This window comes from Nonomuraea sp. NPDC048901 (assembly GCF_040649695.1).
Lineage (GTDB): Bacteria > Actinomycetota > Actinomycetes > Streptosporangiales > Streptosporangiaceae > Nonomuraea.
Genome location: NZ_JBEZFW010000001.1, coordinates 458,335 through 477,472 on the forward strand (window position 1 = coordinate 458,335; position 19,138 = coordinate 477,472).

Consider the following 19,138-nt stretch of genomic DNA (forward strand, 5'->3'; position numbering starts at 1 on the left):
GGTCAGCTGTTCCATGATCGGTACCATTCGCTGGGTAGTTCCTTGACCACTACGTCGAGTGGCCGGGCCGGTGTGAAGGGGCGCCCATACCGCCGCGTCACCTCGTTGAGCTCCTCGAGTCGCGCCCTGGCCGCCGCGGTGGCTTCCTCGCGGGCGGCGGGGTCGTGGGTGGACACGGCGTCGCGCCAGATCGACCGGCCGGCGAGGTAGCCGGCGGCGCCGGCCTGGCAGGCGATCTCGACCTGCGTCTTGAAGTCGGCATATTCCACCCCGGCGGACAGGATGACCCACGGTACGCTCACCATGGAGTCCAGCTCCGCGCAGGCGGCGGCTGCCTGCTCGCGTCCTTCTTCCGTGTCGATGTAGCCGGGGAACTCCACTTTGAGCATGTCGACGCCGAGCTTGTTGGCGGTCGCGGCGGAGGCGATGATGCCGCGCACCCGGGCGGCCTTCCACTCGGCGGTGGTCGGGTCCTCGCCCGGCAGCGGGTACCAGATCGGCTCGACCACCAGGGGCAGGCTGAGCTCGGCGCATTCGGCGACGAGGCCGGCCACGAGCTGCCGCTGCTGCTCGGCGACGACTCGACCGCCGTCGGGGCGGTAGAACCACAGCAACTTACACATGTCGGCGCCGGTCATCTTGATCTGGGTGGCGCTCCAGTTCGCGCGCAGCCGGGTACGGCGCGGTCCGTCCGCGTGCCGGTAGTCCTCGTCCTCGATGCTCGACATCAGCCCGACGGTGCCGGGCACCGCGCCGGAGGCCACGAGGTGGCCGAGGGCGTACAACGGGTCGAGCAGCACGGCCGAGATCGACGGGGCCACGGCGCGGACGACCGCGTCCTTCGCGGCGACGACATCGGCGAAGGTGACGCTCGCCGGATCGGGCGCGAGCAGTTCGGCGAAGTCGGATAGGTGGTCGAGAGCGCAGATGAGGAAATAACCATCGGCGCTGGTGACGCGCTGCAGACCACGGATCTTGCCAGGATCAATGATCGAGTTCACTGGGTGTCTCCAGGTGCTACTTGAACGTAGGGCTCAAGCGGTGGCCTGCTCCGGCTCCCCCGCTCATCGTGCGGGCAGTCGGAGAGCAGCACCCCGGCGACGAACGTGTCGTCGAGCCCGATCGTGGTGGGCCCGGATGGGCCAGGTACGGCGTCGGCCCGCCTGACGGGAACCACAGCAGGCCGGCAGCGGCGCCGTGGCCGCTGCGCCGCCAAGTCGCAGTGCGGCGCGCCGCATGAAGGGCCGAGGCCTGCTGGCTGTCATCGCTTCTCCTAAGACGCAGGAGTCTGAACACAGTGGTCCGGGGGATGACAAGGTTGCGGGTTCCTGCCGTATTCGCTCAGGCAGACTTGCCTACATCTTCCACAGTATGCTGGTTATTGCGAATGGGTCAATGGTTAGGTTGCAAGAAATCGCAGGAACCTGAAACTAGCCGCAATTAGCCGCATCGCAGGAGTGAATCATGCAGGACACGGCACTGCCCGCGAAGCGTCGCGCCGAACTCGTGAGGCACGTCCGCGAACGCGGTCACGCCACCGTCGCCGAGCTGGCAGAACGTTTCGCCGTGTCAATGGACACCGTCCGTCGTGACCTCGACCACCTCGCGGAGCGGCAGCTGATCGCCCGCACCCACGGTGGCGCGATGCGCACGGACGAACTGGCCACGGCCGACATCCCCTTTGACCGCCGCGCGGCCGTGCACCACCAGGCCAAGCAGGCCATCGGCATCGCGGCGGCGCAGCTCATCTCCAACGGCGAGACCCTGATCGTCAACGGCGGCACGACCACGCTCGCGGTGGTCCGGGCGCTGGCCGGCAAGCGTGACCTCACGGTGGTGACGAACAATCTGCGCCTGCCCCCCGAGATCCCGCAGGACGCCGTGCGCGACCTCTATGTCATCGGCGGCAGCTGCCGTATCTCGTCGAATGTCACCATTGGGCCGGTGACTTTCGCCGACACCCAGGGCATCAGCGCCGACACCGCGGTGATCGGCGTCGGCGGCATCTCGGCCAGTGGTGGGCTGTCCACCAGCAACCTGCAAGAGGCCCAGATGATGCGCCAGATGATCGACGCGGGCACGCGGGTCGTCGTGGTGGCCGACGCGTCGAAGTTCGGCAGGAGCGCTTTCGTGCACATCTGCGGCCTTGACCGGGTATCGGTCCTGGTCACCGACGCGCCGCCGCCCGAGGACCTCGCCGTGGCATTGAAGGACGCCGAGGTGGAGCTGGTCACCGTGGGATGAGGCCCCGACGTCCTAGCTGCCCACGCTCTGGTAGTGCCGGAGTTGGTGACACCAGAAGCGGTAGGCGAGGGCGAACAGGGCGATGCCCAGGAACGGGCTGCCGTACGCCACGAAGGCGGGTACGTTCAGCGACGCTGCCTTGCCCAGCAGTACGCTCGCCGGTACGTAGGCCACAAAAGCGACCGGCAGCACGAACGTCAGCAACCACTGCGTAACCCCGCCGAACACACTCATCGGGTACGAGCCGAACTTGCTGAACACGTCATCCAGGAACCCGCGCAGAGCGGCGGTGTCCAGCATGCGCATCGACAGGGACGCCAGCGACAGGTGGACCGAGGCCTCCACCAGCGCGCCGCCCATGACGGCCAGCAGGCAGAGAGCTGCCATGGACGGACTCCAGGCGGGGGCCGCCACCAGCAACAGGACCAGGCCGGTCAGCAGGTCGCCCACCTGGCCGACACCCATGCGTTTGGTCATGATCTGGAGGAGTGGGTTGAGCGGGCGGAGCAGGACGCGGTCCAGTTCGCCCTCCCGGACCAGCCATTCCATGAAGATGAGGCTGCTCAGCGGCAGCATGCAGAGCGCGTGGGCGGTCAGGCGCAGGCCGTACAGGAAGGCGATCTCCCGCAAGGTCCAGCCGGCCATGGAGGGGAAGGTGTGCATGACGACCCAGACGAAGGCGAAGCCGCTGCCCTGGTAGACCGCTCCGGTCGCGATGCCGATCAGCGCGTTGAGCCGATACTGCAGGGCGCCGCGCATGGTGGCACGCTGGAGTCGCCAGTACAGGCGCAGGGTGCGGGTGAGCTCAGCCACCGTTGATCACCACCCTGCGGTGGGCCCGCTGCCATACCGCCCAGAGCAGGACCGTGAGCCCGGCGACCCACGCGACCTCGGCGGCCAGCGCGTGCAGGACAGACGCGCCCGACAGGTGGCCTACGTAGACGGCCGCGGGGACATAGCCCAGGTACTTGAACGGCAGCGCCTCGGCCAGGGTGCCCAGCGCGCCGGGGAAGAACGACAGCGGGACCAGGGTCCCGGCGAAGAACTGGCTGGTCAGCCGGTACAGCAGCGCGATCGCGCTGGTCTCAAGCGTCCAGAAGCCGATCAGGCAGATGAGCAGCGACAGCTGCACCGAGATGGCGTAGCCGAGCAGCAGCGTCCCGGCGTAGGCGAGCGGCTGGCCGGTGGGGGTGATCGAGCCGACCAGCAGGACCACCGGTATGGCGGGGGCCAGCAGGAGGAGGCCGCCGGAGGTGTGTCCGGCCTGGAAGGCGGCCAGCTGCGGCAGGTAGCCGGTCGGCCGGGACAGGTCGAAGAACACCATGCCGGTACGGATCCTGAACAGGGCGATGTACGAGATGACCGGCGTGGTGGCGAACGCCTGGAGGTTGGCCAGGCTCAGGTAGGCCAGGAGCTGCGGGAGCGTCATGCCCTGGGCCTGCTGCTGCGCGCCGTATACCGAGGTCCAGACCATGCGCAGCAGGAAGACCTGCGCGATCAGCGTCAGCACGGTCATGATCACGTCGCTGCGGTACGCGAGCTGGAAGCGCAGGCCGATGCGGGCCATGCCGAGCAAAGGGCCGATCAAAGGGCCGATCAGGGGGCGGATCATCGCGCGCCCTCGATGTACAGCTGCTTGATCACGCCCTCCAGGTCGGGCTCCTGGATGGACAGGTCGCGGATGGTCTGTTCGGCGGCGACCTGGCCGATCAACTCGGGGACGGAGGCGCCGCCGGCGATGTCGAAGGTGCGGGTCTGGCCGTCGGCCAGGTGAATCGCCAGCCGCCGGGGCGGGGCGTAGGCGGTGACGAGCGCGTCGATGCCGCCGTCATAGAGCACCCGGCCCTTGTCGATCACGATGATGCGCTTGCACAGCGCCTCGACGTCGGCCAGGTCGTGGGTGGTCAGGACGACCGTGGTGCGACCGGCCTGGTTCGTGTCGGAGATGAACTCGCGTACCGCCTGCTTGGCCAGGACGTCGAGGCCGACGGTCGGTTCGTCCAGGTACAGGATGGGCGGTTCGTAGAGCATGGCGGCCGCCAGGTCGCCGCGCATCCGCTGGCCGAGGCTGAGCTGGCGGACGGGGGTGTCCAGGAAGTCGTCGAGGCCGAGCAAATCGCGCATGCGGCGCAGCGAGGTGGTGAAACGGTCGGCGGGTACGTCGTACAGGTCGCCGACCAGGCGTAACGACTCGATCAGCGGCAGGTCCCACCAGAGCTGGCTGCGCTGGCCGAACACCACGCCGACGGACCTGGCGTTGGCCTTCCGGTCCCGCCACGGCACCCGTCCGGCCACCTCGATCAGGCCGCTGGTGGGGGTGAGGATGCCGGTCAGCATTTTCACGGTGGTGGATTTGCCCGCGCCGTTGGGGCCGAGGTAGCCGACGACCTCGCCTTCGGGGATCTCGAAGCTGACGTCGTCGACGGCGATCCGCTCGTCGTACTGGCGGGTGAGGAGGGTACGCAGGGTGCCCATGGGGCCGGAGAAGGTTCGAGGCCGGCGGAAGACCTTCGTCAGTGACTCGACCTTGATCATGAAGACATCCTTCAGTGAAGGATGCGGCGTGGCAACTAATTTCCGGCCGAGAAACAGCTGAGGCCCCGCCAATGTTCTGGCGGGGCCTCGGCCTTACGAGTGCGTACCGGTGTGCGTGTCGCCTCTCGGCGAAAGGCGCAACGCGGCTCCAGCCGAACGGTATTCCGCGAAGGCAATAGGTGAGGCCCGGGGACACTGGGCACACCGGCCACGAGTTATGTAACTATGGTCAGCCGCCGATTGTTCCCGGCGCTAGCAATTCGAGGGAGCGCAGCCAGGCCTTCCGGTCGGGGGCCATGGAGACGACGATCAGCTCGTCGGCCTGGGCCTGCTTGGCGAAGCGGTCGAGGTAGTCCCGCACCTCGGCGGCGGTTCCGACGCCGGAGTACTTGGCCATCTGCAGGAGCTGCTGCCCGGCCGGTGAGGCGAGGATGACGTCGGCCTCCTCGGGGGTGAATGTCTGGCCACGGCCGAGGAACCGGGTCACCCGGCTGCGCTTGGCCTCCAGGAACTGCGCCTCCGCCTCTTCCGTGGTGTCCGCCGCGATGACGTTGACCCCGGCGATGACGTACGGCTCCGCCAGCTGCCTGGACGGCTGGAACTCGCGCCGGTAGAGCGCGACGGCGTCCTCCAGCGCGGTCGGGGCGAAGTGGGAGGCGAAGGCGTACGGGAGGCCGAGCATGGCGGCGAGCTTGGCGCCGAACAGGGACGAGCCGAGGATGTAGAGCGGCACGTCAGTGCCCTTGCCCGGGGTCGCGTCGATGCCCGGGATGCGGGATTCGCCCGTCAGGTAGCCCTGGAGCTCCAGTACGTCCTGCGGGAAGTCGTCGGCGGAGGCCGGGTTGCGGCGCAGGGCGCGCATGGTCTGCTGGTCGCTGCCCGGCGCCCGGCCGAGGCCGAGGTCGATGCGCCCGGGGTGGAGGGTTTCGAGCGTGCCGAACTGTTCGGCGATGGTCAGCGGGGCGTGGTTGGGCAGCATGATGCCGCCGGCCCCGAGGCGGATCGTTTGGGTCTGTGAGGCTACGTGGGCTATGAGGACGCTGGTCGCGGATGAGGCGATGGAGGGCATGTTGTGGTGCTCCGCGTACCAGATCCGCTGGTAGCCCCACTCCTCCGCGCGCTGGGCCATGGTCACGCTGGCGCGGAAGCTGTCGCCAGCCGTCTCTCCGTCGCCGATATGTGCAAGGTCAAGGATGGAGAGCGGGAAAGCCATGAATGGTGCAACCGCAGACGAGTCTGGGTTATTTCGGCACCGAACAGTTACCTCGGCGGCCAGTATTCCTCCCCCCATGGCTAGGCGAGCATGGGGCGGCACACACGGGGATCCAAACAGGGGGGATCACATTGCGCAGGGACGACGCGTTACCCAGCTATGAGCAGCTCTTCGGTGAACTCGACTTCTACGAGGGCGACGAGGCCCGGTCGGTCTACTCACCGGCCGCCTATCTCGTAGACCTCCTCAGGCTCCTGGAAGGCGTCTTCCGGGACCCCGACCTGCTGGCCCGGCGGCCCGATCTGGCCAGGATCCCGCTCGACGCCGAGCACACGTTCACCGAGTCGCCCTACCTCGACATCGTCAACGAGGTGCTGGAGACGGTCGTCGGGAGCGACCCGTACGAGACGCTGCGCGCGGCCCGCCACCCGTTCGGGATGCCGTTCTCCCTGCTGGCCGAGCAGTTCAAGATGTACCTGCGCCAGCTCAAGGTCGCGCCCGAGGAGTTCTACCGGCTCTTCGCTCCCGATGTGGATCCCGACGTGGTCGCGCGGCTGTCTCTCGCGCTCTCGGCCGAGGACGTCCAGGTCGTGACCGTCCCGGTTACCTCGGAAGAGCAGCTCAGAGCCGACTACGGGCTCGGCGCGGAGGAGCCGCTCAGCGCGCTGGAGGACGTCGAGCGGTTCAGGCGGGCGACCGGGCTGACCACGGTCGAGGTACGCGAGCTGGTCTACGAGGGCGATGATCCGCAACGGCCGCCCGCCAAGTTCTTCGTCAATGGGGGAAATGAGGCCCCTACGGCCATAGACGGCCGGCGACTGGTCGGTGCCGGGTTCGCGTGGTTCGAGCGGGTCAACAGGTTCGTCCGGCTGGCCCGCAAGACCGGTCTGAGCATGACCGACCTCGACCGCGTGCTCACCACCTGTTGCGACAACCAGCTGGACGCGGCCGCGCTGCGTACCATCGCCGTGGTCGTGTTCCTCCAGAAGGGCTACGAGCTGACGGTCGACGGGGTGTGCGGCCTGGCCGTGCCGATCGAACCGGCCGAACTCGAGGACCTGCCCGAGGTGTCCGGGGACATCCTGGCAACACACAACAAGGAGTACCGTCGCCGTTTGGCACGTTCCATCGAGACGGCCGAGAACGACATCGTCGACATCGTCCTGCGCTACCGCGACAGGTACGCCGCGCTGGAGCCGAGCCCGTTCGACCGGGGGGAGATCGGGCTGTCCGCGATCGCGCTGCTGCAACGGGCCGGGCGGCTCGTCGCGGCGCTCGGCCTGTCCGTCGGCGAGCTGTTCGACCTGCTGGAGGTCCTGGAGAGCGATCCGTCGCTGCAGCGGTACACGACCTTCCCGATCCTCGGCGGTACGGAGCCGCGGACCCGCGACTGCTACCGGATCCTCGAGGGCTCGGACGTGGCGTCGAGCCTGTGGCTGGCGCAGACGCTGCTCGCCGTCGGGCGCTGGATGCAGGCCGGCGGGTTCAGCGCCCAGGAGCTGGCCGACATCCTCGGCGGCGGGGCGCCGGCCGACGACGACCAGGTGGCCGTGCTCGACGGGATCAACCAGCGGTTCGAGTCGGTCGCGATGACCCCCGAGCTGTTCGTGTCGCGCCGGTTCGGCGAACGGGCGGCCCAGGTGATCCACGACGTCCTGACCGCGTACGACGACGGCGTGGTCTCCGACCGGGACGAGCGCCTGCTCCGCCTCGACCGGACCAAGGCGCGGCAGGCCGCCTACGACGCCGTCACCGACCTCGGGGTGATCGTCAAGGAGGACTTCGTCGACCTGGGGCTGGACGAGCGGCTGACGGCGAAGATCTTCGCCAACCTGGTCTTCGCCGGCCGCCTCCAGAGTGACGGCGCGCTCGTCGCCGACGGGCTGCCGAAGACGGTGGCGGAGCTGCGGCTGGCGAGGGACTACAGCTCGTTCGCCGAGCCGCTGTTCAAACTGATCAACAGCCTCGGCAACGGCACCGCGTCCTTCTTCCCCTCCGACCTGGCCTCCCTCGGCAATCTGAGGGAGGAGCAGCAGGCCGAGCTGTACGACAACCTCGTCTTCAACGGCTACCTCGACAGCGAGGGCGACGTCCTCGACCCCGGCTTCTTCGCGGACGAGGCGAACGCCGGGCGGTTCATGGTCAACGCGGATCTCGACGACGTCGCGCCGGGCGTACTGGCCGAGCTGCTCGACCGGGTCGAGCGGTTCCGGCGGGAGCGGCTCACGCTCGATCCCGAGATCTTCGCCGAGCTGCGGGTGGACGAGGCGGCGCTGTTGGCCAGTCTGCGCTTCAACGGCTACCTCGACGAGGACGGCGGCTATCTCGACAAGGTCGCGCTCGCCGGGCTGCGGCTGGACGACTTCGGGCTGGCGCTGGAGTTCTATCCGCGCCGACGGGCCATCCTCGACGCGATGAAGGAGCAGATCGCGGCCTTCCAGAAGGAGACGTACGCCTTCACGCCCGACGACTTCGTGGACGTCGCCGACGACGCGATCGCCCAGCGGGTGATCGACGCCCTCGAAGGCCCCTACCTCCAGGAGGGCCGGGTGCTCAACGAGAGCGTTGAGGTGGACCTGGGGGACGGGTTCCGGCCCGCCGAGCAGGTGATCGTCGCCGGCCGGATCGCGGAGATCCTGAAGGACGAGCAGCCGTACCGGCTCGACCTCCAGGCGGTCACCGAGCTCGGCTTCGACGACGGGGAGCGGGCCGACCTGGTGAGCGTGCTCGTCGCGGCCGGGCATCTCGACGAGGCGCTGGCCGTGCCCGAGGACCGGCTCGACTACTTCCGCGTCGCGACCAACGCGCTCGACTTCACGGTGCCCGGCGTGGAGGACTACGCCAAGGAGCTGTTCTTCCTGCTGCACCCCGTGGCCAAGGAGCTCAGCGCGGCGGTCGACGAGATCACGGACACGCTGGAGCGGCTGGCCGAGCAGCAGCAGGCGGCGTTATGGTCGGTGCTCGCCGACGCGTTCGGCGTGCCCGCGGCGACCGTCGAGGCGATCTGCGTCTCGGTGACCGGCGGCGTCCAGGAGGCGCTCGACGTGCTGGCCGCGCCGGCCCTCATAGCGGCCGAGGAGAGCGGCGAGGTCACGGCCGTGCCGCCGGATCCGCACTTCCGGCAGGCCTACCGGCGGATCCGGCGCTTCGCGCTGCTCGCGGCCAAGCTCGGCCTGGACTCCACCGAGGTCACCGTGTCCTTCCAGGACCAGGACCTGGTCGGCAAATACCCCGAGCCGCTGGCGCTGCCGCCGGGACTCGACCGGTTCGACGCCGTGCTGGACAGCTCCGACGGCAACATCTACCTGTTCGGGGAGGGCGGCTACTGGACTTACGCGAAGGCCACGTACGCGCTGGCCGACCCGCGGCCGAAACAGCTCATCGAGCTGTCGACCCGGTTCACCGGGCTGACCGGCGTGGACGCCGCGTTCGCGCACCCCGACGGCACCGAGTGGATCATCGGCCACGGCGGCGACGGCGCCTCACGCGCCTTCGTCAGGGAGCGTGGCGGCACCCGCTGGGCGGCGAAGGAGCAGGTCTGGGGCAAGGTCAGGAACAACTTCGACGACCCCCAGCGGATCGACAGCGCGTTCGTAGATGAAGACGGCAAGACCTACCTCTTCTCCGGCGATCAGTACATCCGCTACACCACCCCTGACTACACGGTGGTCGACGAGGGCTACCCGCGCGGCATCGACGAGTGGTGGCAGGGGGAGGGCCACGACACGCCGCTGCCCAAGGCGTTCAGGAAGTCGGTCGACGCCTCCTTCCAGGACCGCGACGGCGGGATCCACCTCTTCACGGGACAGCGTTACCTCGCGGTAGGGGGCACGGAGGAGGCGATCGCCAACCGGTGGGGCCGGGTCCGCAACGTCTTCGACGGCGCCGAACGCGTGGACGCGGCCTACGCCGACGCGACCGGCGTCCACCTCTTCGCCGGTAACCAGGTGATCCGCTACTCCGGCAGCATCGAGAACGACGGCTTACGTGTGGACGACGGCTACCCACGGCGCATCGAGTCGGACTATCCCGGCATCCCCGGGCAGTTCGAGTCGGGTATCGAGGCGGCCTTCGCCGACTGGGACGGGGCCGTCCACCTGTTCAAGGACGGCCGGACGGCCAAGGGCGACGGCGCCGCGGTCCCGACGGCCGAGCGCTGGGGCGTGCAGGCCCCCGTGCTGCCCAGCGGTACGGTCGACGCCGCGTTCACCGGGCTGGACGGGAAGACCTACCTGTTCAGCGGCGGGAGATATCTCAGATACTCCGGCGCCGACTACTCCGTCGTGGACCTCGGTTACCCGCGCGCGATCGCCCCCGACTGGGGCGGGCTGCGCGCGGTGGGCGCCTCGTTCGTGATGGACGGCAAGACGTACCTGTTCGGCTCGGGCGGCGAGCTCTTCGACGTGCCGCTGGAGCAGGAGAACGAGCTGAAAGCCGGTCGCCTGTCGCCCGCGCTGCGGCGGCGGTTCATGGAGCACGGACTGACCTTCGCCGACAACGTGATCATCGGCGGAAGCGGCAGCGATACGGCCACGGACTGGCACGTCGTCACCGAGCAGCGGATCGACGTCACGCTCGTCCGCGAGGCCAAGCGGATCCGGGTGCAGGCCGACGCGGGCCACTTCTACGTCCGCTATTCGACCAGGGACTACACCACGCCGGACGTCGGCTACCCCAAACCGGTCGCCGACAACTGGTGGAACCTGCCCGCCGCGCTGGCGGACGACCCCGCCTTCACCACGATCGACGCGGTCTTCAGCGCCGGGGACGGCCAGACGTACCTCTTCTCCGGCGAGCGTTTCGTGGTGTTCGACCACCGGCACCGCTGGTGGTCCGAGCCCCGCACGCTGCGCGAGCACTGGGACAGCATCCCCTTCAGCAGGGTCGACGCCGCCTTCATCGGCAAGGACGGCCGGACGTACGTGTTCTCGGGCGACCAGTACGCCCGCTACTCCACCCGCGACTACACCAGGATCGACGACCGTTATCCCGCGAGTGTCCCGGCGTTCTGGGGCAACGTGATCAGCAACCTGGCCAGGACCGGGCGGGTCGACGCCACGCTGGTCATGGACGCGACGGAGCTGGTCGAGGGCGTCGAGGTCACGCGTACGTACACGTACCTGTTCTCCGGGAACCAGTACGTGCGTTACGAGGGCTATGACTACACGACCGTGCAGGAGGGTTACCCGCGCGCCCTCGCGGACCTGCACCGGGAGCCGCGGCTGGGCAACCTGAGCGTCACGCTCGACGGCGTGGACGCGGCCTTCGCCGATCGGCGCAACGTCTACCTGTTCAGGGGGGCGCGGTGCCACGTCGTCTCCAGCGAGCTGTACCGGAGCTACGACGATCTCGCGCCGGTGAGCTGCGCCTTCGTCGAGGACGGCGCGGTGCTGGTCGAGGGGCCGGACGGCTGGCGGCGGCTGTCCGCGATCGAGGGGACGACTGTCAGGGCGACGCCGGTCCGGCCGCGGACGCTGCGCCCGGTGCCGGAGGAGTTCAGGACCGGCCTGGACGCCGTCCTGGAGGGCGCCGACGGCACCACGTACCTGTTCAAGGGCCCGAACTGCTTCAACACCCGGCTGAACCGGGCGTACCCGCTCACAGAGGAGTGGGGCCGACCCCGTAACACGATTTATCAGGACAACGCGGTGGATGCGGCGTTCACCGGACAGGACGGGAAGACCTACCTGTTCAGCGGGGACCAGTTCGTCACCTACACCGGCACCAGCGACACGATCGATGGGGACCCGCTGCCCATCGCCGACCACTGGGCCGGGCTGACCGGCGTGGCGCTCGCGTACGTGCGCGACGGCAAGACCTACGTCTTCGAGCACCCGGACGACGACGGCATGCTGCGCTACCTGGTCTATTCGGGGGAGGATTACCGGCAGCCCGACGACGGCTACCCCATGGTCACGGACGCCGGCTTCTGGGAGGTCCCCGGCGAAGAGCGCGCCGCGGTACCCGACGCGGTGCTGTTCGAGGGCGGCACCATGCTCCTGCTGTACGGGGAGCGGTGCGTCCAGTTCGACGAGGCGACCGGGCGGTGGTCCTACCCGCGGCCGACCGAGCGGATCTGGCGGGACTTCGGCCGCGGCCTGGAGCCGGGCGACGCCCTCAGGACCGCGTTCACCGCGACCGACGGCGCGACGTACTTCTTCTTCAGGGAGAGCTACGCCCGCTACGCCGACCGCGCCTTCTCGCCGCTCGCCCCGATCCGCGAGCGGTGGGGCCGGGCGCTCCACCCGTTCACCACGGTCGACGCCGCCTGTGTGTACGGGGGCCAGACCACGTTCCTGTTCTCCGGCGACCAGTACGTCCGCTACACCAACGCGGATTACCGCTACGTGGACCCCGGCTACCCGAAGAAGATCATCGGGAACCTGCGCCAGGAGGAGGCGTTCGCCCGCCTGCCCGAGGCGTTCGAGGACGCGGTGACGGACCGGCCGCTGGACGCGGTGCTCGCCAACCGGCGCAACCTGTACCTGTTCGTGGGCGGCGCCTGCCACGTCGTGTCCGTGACGGCCGAGGCCGACTACGACCTCGGGCTGCTCGGCGGCGTGCGCAACACGCTTGTGGAGCGGCAGAAGGTCGACGCGGCACTGGTCAGGGGCCCGCACACGTTCCTGTTCTCCGGTGACCAGTACGTCCGCTACACCGGTACCGAGTACGACACCGTCGACGACGGCTACCCGCGCACGATCGACGGCTCGCTCAGCCAGGACCTGGACCTGCCGAACCTGCCCGACGCGTTCGCCGACGGGCTCGACGCGGCCTTCCGGGGGCTCGACGGCGGGACGTACCTGTTCAAGGGCACCCGATACCTGCGTGCCGACCGGGCCGAGCCGGACCAGCCGGTCAACAGCCTGTGGGGCAAGGTGCGCAACGCGTTCGCCGAGGGACCGGGCATCGAGGCCGCCTTCGCCGCGCCGACCGGCGAGCTGTACGCCTTCAAGCAGGGGCAGTACATCAGATACCAGCCCAACGACCTCGAAGACGTCGCCACCGGCTATCCCCGGACCGTCAAGGACGACTGGGGCGACCTGCCCGCCGCCTTCGAGGAGGCGGGGCCCGACGGCGCCTTCGTCTTCGAGGGCCGGACGTACCTGCTCAGGGACGACGAGTACGTCCGCTACTCGGGCGCCTACGACACGATGGACCGTACCTTCCCGCAGCCGATCAAGCACCGCTGGTCGGACAGCGCCGACTACCGGCTGAGCGATCTGCACACCATCGTCAGGTTCGTCGAACTGGCCCGGTCGCGTCCCGACGGCCTGGCCGCGTTCCTGCTGAACGGTCCGGCGGCCGTCGAGGATCCGTACCGGTACCTGGCGGACCTGTTCGGCTGGGACGCCGACGAGCTGCGGTGGGCCAAGCGCAACGCCGCCCTGCTGACGCCCGACACGCCGGAGGAGGACCGCTTCGAGATCGAGTTCGTGCTGAAGCTGGTCGACGTGTTCGCGGTCGCCGACAAGTTCGACGCGGGGCCGTCGACGATCTACACCGACGTCTGGTCCCGCGTCTTCGGCGCGACCCCGGCCCCCGAGGCCGCCAACACCGCCCTGTCCGGCCTGCTCGAACGGACATGCGCCCCGGCGGACTGGGTCACCCTGTCGGGCCGGCTCCACGACGAGCTGAACCTGCTCAAGCGCGACGCCCTCGCCCCGTCGGCGATCATCCGGCTGGACGGCTTCAGATCCACCCGCGACCTGTACGAGAAGTTCCTGATCGACGCGGACATGGGCGGCGCCGGCCGGACCTCGCGCGTCCGGGAGGCCATCGCGGCCACCCAGCTCTTCGTGCACCGCTACCTCCTCGACCTGGAGGAGGTCGCGCTCCCGCCGGGCCGCGACGAGGACGAGGTCAGGCGGCGGCTGAAGACCTGGTGGGGCTGGCTGAAGAACTACCGGCTCTGGGAGGCCAACAGGAAGGTCTTCCTCTATCCCGAGAACTACCTGCGCCCCGAGCTGCGCTCCGACAAGACGCCCGCGTTCAAGGCGCTGGAGAGCGACCTGCTGCAGGGCGAGATCACACCGGAGACCGTACAACGGGTCTACAAGAGATATCTGGACGAGTACACAGAGGTGTCCAGGCTGGCCATCGCCGGCGGGTACGTCTACCCCGAGGACGGGGCCGACGAGGGCACCCGGCGCCTGGTCCTGTTCGGCCGGACGCGGACCGAGCCGCGCCGCTACTACTACCGGGGCGCGGAGTTCAGGGACGGCGTGAACCTCTCCGCCACCTGGGAGCCGTGGCTCAAGGTGGACGTCCAGATCGACGCCGACCGGGTCTACCCCGTGCACGCCTTCGGCCGCGTGTTCGTGTTCTGGACGGTCGTGGAGACGGTCCCGGTCGTGGTCACGTCCGACACCACCATCGACGCCACGAAGACCGGCGACACCCAGAACGTCAAGACCCCGCCGCCTATGTACCGCGTCAAGATCTACTACTCCTTCCTCAACCTGAACGGGGAATGGGGCGCCGCGCAGTTGCTGGCCGCCGACGGCGCCCAGGCGAAGCAGATCACCGGCGTCCGGCTGTACGTGCAGGCGTCGAGGACCGTCCCCGGCGGGCCGGACGGCCTGCACGACTCGATCATCGTCACCTGCTCCGACGCCGCCGGGGTCAGGTCGGCGTTCGCGCTCACGCCCGAGCTGTACGCGGTCAACGCGGAAGGCGTGGCGGAGCCCCCGCGCGCCATCCGGCTGGACAAGATCTTCGCCGAGCCCGACAGCAGCCCCGTGGACGAGCCCGGTGCCGTCCGGTTCAACATGCCGGCCGGGACCCTGGACCGGCCTTGGCTGAGCGTCGACCACAAGGGCGGCAGCTTCCTGTGCCGGCCGGTGACCGCGCCGAGCGGGGCGGAGCCACTTCTCCCGCTGGGGAGCAACCCGGACGGGCTGCCGAAATGGAAGCGGATCGACGCCGCGTTCGAGCTGCCCGATGGCCGGCGATGCTTCTTCGACAACGCGGGCAAGCGCTTCAAGCTCGGCACCGAGAAACTGGCCCCCATCAAGGAGCGGTGGGGGATCGTCGGCACCGGCCTGCTCAGGTCCGGCGTCGTCGACGCCGTCCTCGTGCGCGGCGGACACATCTACGTCTTCTCCGGCGCCGAGTATTACCGCTATTCGGGCGCACCGTTCGGGGCGCCCGACGCCGGATACCCGAAGCAGCTCGACACCAACCCCGACAACCTGCCGCGCTGGGCGAAGGTGGACGCCGCGTTCACGCTCGACGGCACGGAGTACTTCCTCTCCTTCTCGGAGAACGTGTATGTCGACTCCTCGAACCTGCGCGACGTGAAGCGGATCAACACTCGCTGGGAACTGCCCAAGGACGCCGTGGCGGACTCGGCCTTCGTCCACCGCGACCACCTCTATGTCTTCACGGGCGAGACGTACATCCGCTTCAGCGGCGCGGACACCGCCGACGCCCCGCAGCCGCTGAGCGAGAACACCGAGGGCCTGCCCCAGAGCGGCCCTGTCGGCGCGGCGTTCTCCTACGAGGAGCGCGGCTACTTCTTCGACAACACGGCGGGCACTTACCTCGCCCCGGACGGCCGGACCTACCCGACCAGGGAGCTGGGCCGCATACCCACGGCCATAGGCACGACCGAGTCCGTCGACGCCGCGTACGTGGACGACGGCAAGCTCTACCTGACCAGCGGCTTGGAGCTGATCCGCTACACGCTCGCCAAGGACGGAACCGTCCCCGACTACGTCGACGACGGCTACCCCAAGCAGCTGAAGAGCCAGGTCAAGGCCGTGATCCAGCGCAACCGGCAGCGCTACGTGCTCGGCACGAGCGAGTACGCGCTTCTGGAAGCGGGGCAGGAGCCGACGGGACAGCTGGCGTACCGGCCGGTCGCCGGCAACTGGGGCGGCCTGCCCGAAGGCTTCCAGACCGAGTTCACCGGCGTGCTCGACGGCTCCAAGCTCTACCTGTTCCTCGGCGCCGACTACGTCGTCTACTCGTCGGAGCCGACGGCCCAGCGGCCGTACGAGTTCGCCGGGCTGCCGCACGAGATCGTCCGGCTGACGTCGAGCACGGCCTACCGGCTGAACAAGGAGCTGCTGACCGGCGGCGTGGCGGCGCTGCTGGCCCCCGAGACCCAGGAGACGGACGAGCTGCCCGCCTTCAGCTTCGACGACTCCGACGCGACCACGATCAAGGTGCGGCCGCAGGTGGCCGGGACGCCGTCCAGCTCGCACCTCGACTTCCAGAGCGCCAACGGCATCTACTACTGGGAGATCTTCTTCCACGCCCCGCTGCTCATCGCGCAGGCGCTGAACAACGCCCAGCGCTTCGAGGACGCGCGAATCTGGTACGAGTACGTCTTCGACCCGACGGAGCGGGTGAGGTACTGGCGGTTCCTGCCGTTCCTGGCGGTCGACCTGCGGGCGCTGGTCGACAGCTGCCGCGCCGACCTGGCCGGGCTGGGCCTCGACGGCTCGGCCGTCGCGACCGCACTCGAACCGATCCTCGACCGGCTGGCGGCGCTGGCCCCGGCGTTCGAGCAGGCCGGCGAGCTCTCGCAGGAGGACAAGGACTTCCTGGCCGGCCTCGCGGACACCAGGCTGAAGGACATCGACAAGGCGCTGAAGGCCCTGCCGGGGACGTCCGGCCTGCGGGAGCGGATCGCCATGATCGCCTGGCTCCGGCGGCAGTACGACCTCATGGGCGACCGTGGGAAGTTGATCAAGGCGTACATGGACGATCCGTTCGACCCGCACGCGATCGCCGAGCTGCGCCCGTCCGCCTACCGCCGGGCCGTGGTGATGGCCTACATCGACAACTTGCTCGACTGGGGTGACCTGCTCTTCCGCCAGTACACGGCCGAGAGCGTCGACGAGGCCAGGATGCTCTACATCTTCGCCTACGACCTGCTGGGGGAGCGGCCGGACGTCCTCGGCCCGCGCCCGCTGCCGGCCGCGCTGACCTACGAGGACCTCCGCCACCTCCCCCTGGAGGAGCTGGACGGGCTGGACGACGAGCTGAAGGCGCTGACCGCCGGGGGAGCGCTGCTGGAGGGACCCGGGGAGGTGCACAGGAGCGTCGCGAGCCCGTACTTCTACGTGCCCGAGAACAGCGTCTTCTTCGAGTACTGGACCCGCGTCGAGGACCGGCTGCGCAAGATCCGGCAGTCGCTCGACATCATGGGCGTCAGCCGGCCGCTGCCGCTGTTCGAGCCGCCCGCCGATGTCATGGCGCTGGTCCGCGGCGCCGCATCTGGTGCCTCGCTCGACCAGCTCACGCAGGGGATGGCGGCTCCGGTGCCCTACTACCGGTTCGCCTTCGTGTTCAGGAAGGCCCAGGACCTCGCCGACAAGGTACGGCAGTTCGGCAACGACCTGCTCAACGTGCTGGAGCGGCGGGACGTGGAGGAGCTCGCCCTGCTGCAGAACCGGCAGGAGGGCACGATCCTCGCCCTGACGCGCGGCATCAAGGAGGCGCAGATCAAGGTCGCCGAGGAGAACCTGGCCGAGCTGGAGGCCAGCAGGGACGGCGCGACGGCGCGGGTCCAGCACTACGAGAAGCTGATCGCCGACGGGCTCTCCGCGCTTCAGGTCGAGCAGCTGGCCCGGATGAAGAGCGGCTCCGACGCGCACTTCGTCGCGGGCGGCCTGAAGATCGCCGCCTCGATCGCCCTGGGCGTGCCGCAGGCACTGCTCGGCCCGTTCATCTTCGGTACGGGCTTCGGCGGCGAGCAGGTCGGCAACGCCCTCGACAAGGTGGCCGACGTCTCCTCCACGCTGGCCGAGGGATACAGCACACTCGGCGAACTGATCGGTGTGCGGTCGGAGCAGCAGCGCACGGCGCAGGACTGGGATCTCCAGCTCAACATGGCCAAGAGCGACGTGACCCAGCTCGGCCACCAGCTGACCAGCGCCCAGCACCAGCTGACGATCGCCCAGCGCGAGCTCGCCGTCGTCGCACAGGACATCGCCAACCAGGAGGCGGTGGCCGCGTTCATGAAGGACAAGTTCGCGGGCGCCGAGCTCTACCACTGGATGGCCGGGCGGATGTCCGGGCTGTACTTCCAGACCTACAACCTGGCGTACGAGATGGCGCGATCCGCCGAGCGGGCCTACCAGTTCGAGCGGGGCGAGACCAACGGCGACGGCGGCTACATCCAGCCGATGTACTGGGAGAGCCGGCGCAACGGCCTGCTCGCCGGCGACAGCCTCGGCTTCGACCTGGAACGGCTGGGCAAGGCGTACGTCGACACCGACAGCCGTGGGATGGAGATCACCAAGAAGGTCTCGCTGCTGGGCCTGGACCCGCTCGCCCTGCTGGCCCTGCGCGGCGAGGGGCGCTGCGAGTTCGCGCTGACCGAGGCGCTGTTCGACCGGGACTTCCCCGGGCACTTCCGGCGCCGGATCCGGACGCTGTCGGTCTCCTTCCTGGGCGCGGACGGGCCGCTCGGCGTCTACGCGACGCTGACGCAGCTCGACAGCAAGACCGTCCTGGCGGCCGACCCGAAGGCGGTCAAGTTCCTGCTCGACCCGAAGGGCGCGCCGCCCGACACGCTGCGCCCGGACTGGCGCTCCGGCCAGCAGATCGCGCTGTCGGACATCGAGGAGTACAAGGAGAACAACGGGCTGTTCGAGCTGCGCCTGGACGACGACCGTTACCTGCCGTTCGAGGGCACGGGGGCGGTCTCGCGGTGGCGGCTGCAGCTGTCGGGCCCGGCTCCGGCCGGTCTGAGCGACGTGGTCGTCACCGTCAAGTACAGCGCGGACCAGGGCGGGGAGGTCTTCGCCAACGCGGTCAAGGGCATGCTCAAGCCGTACGCGTCGGCCCGCTACTTCGACGTGGCCGGCGAGTTCCCCGACGAGTGGGCCCAGTTCCAGGAGGGCGAGGACGACCAGCTCGTCCTGCCGTTCACGCCGGAGCTGTTCCCCGCCATCAGCGGGCGGCAGATCACCGGCGTCTACCCCAGGTACGAGCTGGCCGGGCGCGGTTCGGTGCGCTTCCTGCTCAACGGCGACAAGAGGCTCGCGCTCAACGACGGCAAGCTCCTGCGCACCCCCGGTCTCAGCGTCGGCGGGAACCCGTGGGTGCTGGTCCTGGAGGGTGACAAGGCGGCTCTCACCAACCTCGGCCTGGTGCTCACGTACCGGGCGAGCGTTCAGTAGGGGAGCC

The 19,138-nt window shown here is 69.1% G+C and carries 7 protein-coding genes; 2 read left to right on the plus strand and 5 right to left on the minus strand.

The genetic code is table 11. The features are described 5' to 3' along the window. Window positions 1-2: 2 nt before the first annotated feature. Window positions 3-1,001, minus strand: a complete 999-nt coding sequence (locus tag AB0C30_RS02365) for a tagatose 1,6-diphosphate aldolase (protein WP_357938711.1) — start codon at window positions 999-1,001, stop codon at window positions 3-5. 463 nt (window positions 1,002-1,464) lie between these two features. On the opposite strand from AB0C30_RS02365, the gene AB0C30_RS02370 reads away from it, so the two are divergent. Continuing rightward, window positions 1,465-2,244: a DeoR/GlpR family DNA-binding transcription regulator gene (locus tag AB0C30_RS02370; RefSeq protein WP_357938713.1), complete on the plus strand. Its 780-nt coding sequence runs from the start codon at window positions 1,465-1,467 to the stop codon at window positions 2,242-2,244. 12 nt (window positions 2,245-2,256) lie between these two features. Here AB0C30_RS02370 and AB0C30_RS02375 read toward each other — a convergent pair whose 3' ends face one another. The 4 genes from AB0C30_RS02375 to AB0C30_RS02390 all read right to left on the minus strand — a co-directional run bounded on the left by AB0C30_RS02375 (window position 2,257) and on the right by AB0C30_RS02390 (window position 5,992). Then, complete coding sequence (locus tag AB0C30_RS02375) at window positions 2,257-3,057, minus strand: ABC-2 family transporter protein (RefSeq protein ID WP_357938715.1); 801 nt, start codon at window positions 3,055-3,057, stop codon at window positions 2,257-2,259. Continuing rightward, window positions 3,050-3,856, minus strand: a complete 807-nt coding sequence (locus AB0C30_RS02380; protein ID WP_357938717.1) for an ABC-2 family transporter protein — start codon at window positions 3,854-3,856, stop codon at window positions 3,050-3,052. The genes AB0C30_RS02375 and AB0C30_RS02380 overlap by 8 nt, the downstream gene beginning before the upstream one ends. Continuing rightward, on the minus strand, window positions 3,853-4,779 hold the full coding sequence (locus AB0C30_RS02385) for an ATP-binding cassette domain-containing protein (protein ID WP_357938719.1): 927 nt from the start codon (window positions 4,777-4,779) through the stop codon (window positions 3,853-3,855). Before AB0C30_RS02385 ends, AB0C30_RS02380 begins: the two co-directional genes overlap by 4 nt. Before the next feature lie 229 nt (window positions 4,780-5,008). Continuing rightward, window positions 5,009-5,992 carry an LLM class flavin-dependent oxidoreductase gene (locus tag AB0C30_RS02390; RefSeq protein ID WP_357938721.1) on the minus strand — a complete coding sequence of 328 codons (984 nt, stop codon included), beginning with the start codon at window positions 5,990-5,992 and terminating at the stop codon, window positions 5,009-5,011. 131 nt (window positions 5,993-6,123) lie between these two features. Here AB0C30_RS02390 and AB0C30_RS02395 point away from each other — a divergent pair, with 131 nt between their 5' ends. Then, window positions 6,124-19,131: a hemopexin repeat-containing protein gene (locus AB0C30_RS02395; RefSeq protein ID WP_357938723.1), complete on the plus strand. Its 13,008-nt coding sequence runs from the start codon at window positions 6,124-6,126 to the stop codon at window positions 19,129-19,131. Window positions 19,132-19,138: the final 7 nt, after the last annotated feature.

What these genes read in the sequence shown, in the direction of transcription:
- AB0C30_RS02385 (WP_357938719.1), bottom strand. Translation starts at nt 4,779, where the DNA reads ATGATCAAGGTCGAGTCACTGACGAAGGTCTTCCGCCGGCCTCGAACC.
- AB0C30_RS02370 (WP_357938713.1), top strand. Translation starts at nt 1,465, where the DNA reads ATGCAGGACACGGCACTGCCCGCGAAGCGTCGCGCCGAACTCGTGAGG.
- AB0C30_RS02380 (WP_357938717.1), bottom strand. Translation starts at nt 3,856, where the DNA reads ATGATCCGCCCCCTGATCGGCCCTTTGATCGGCCCTTTGCTCGGCATG.
- AB0C30_RS02390 (WP_357938721.1), bottom strand. Translation starts at nt 5,992, where the DNA reads ATGGCTTTCCCGCTCTCCATCCTTGACCTTGCACATATCGGCGACGGA.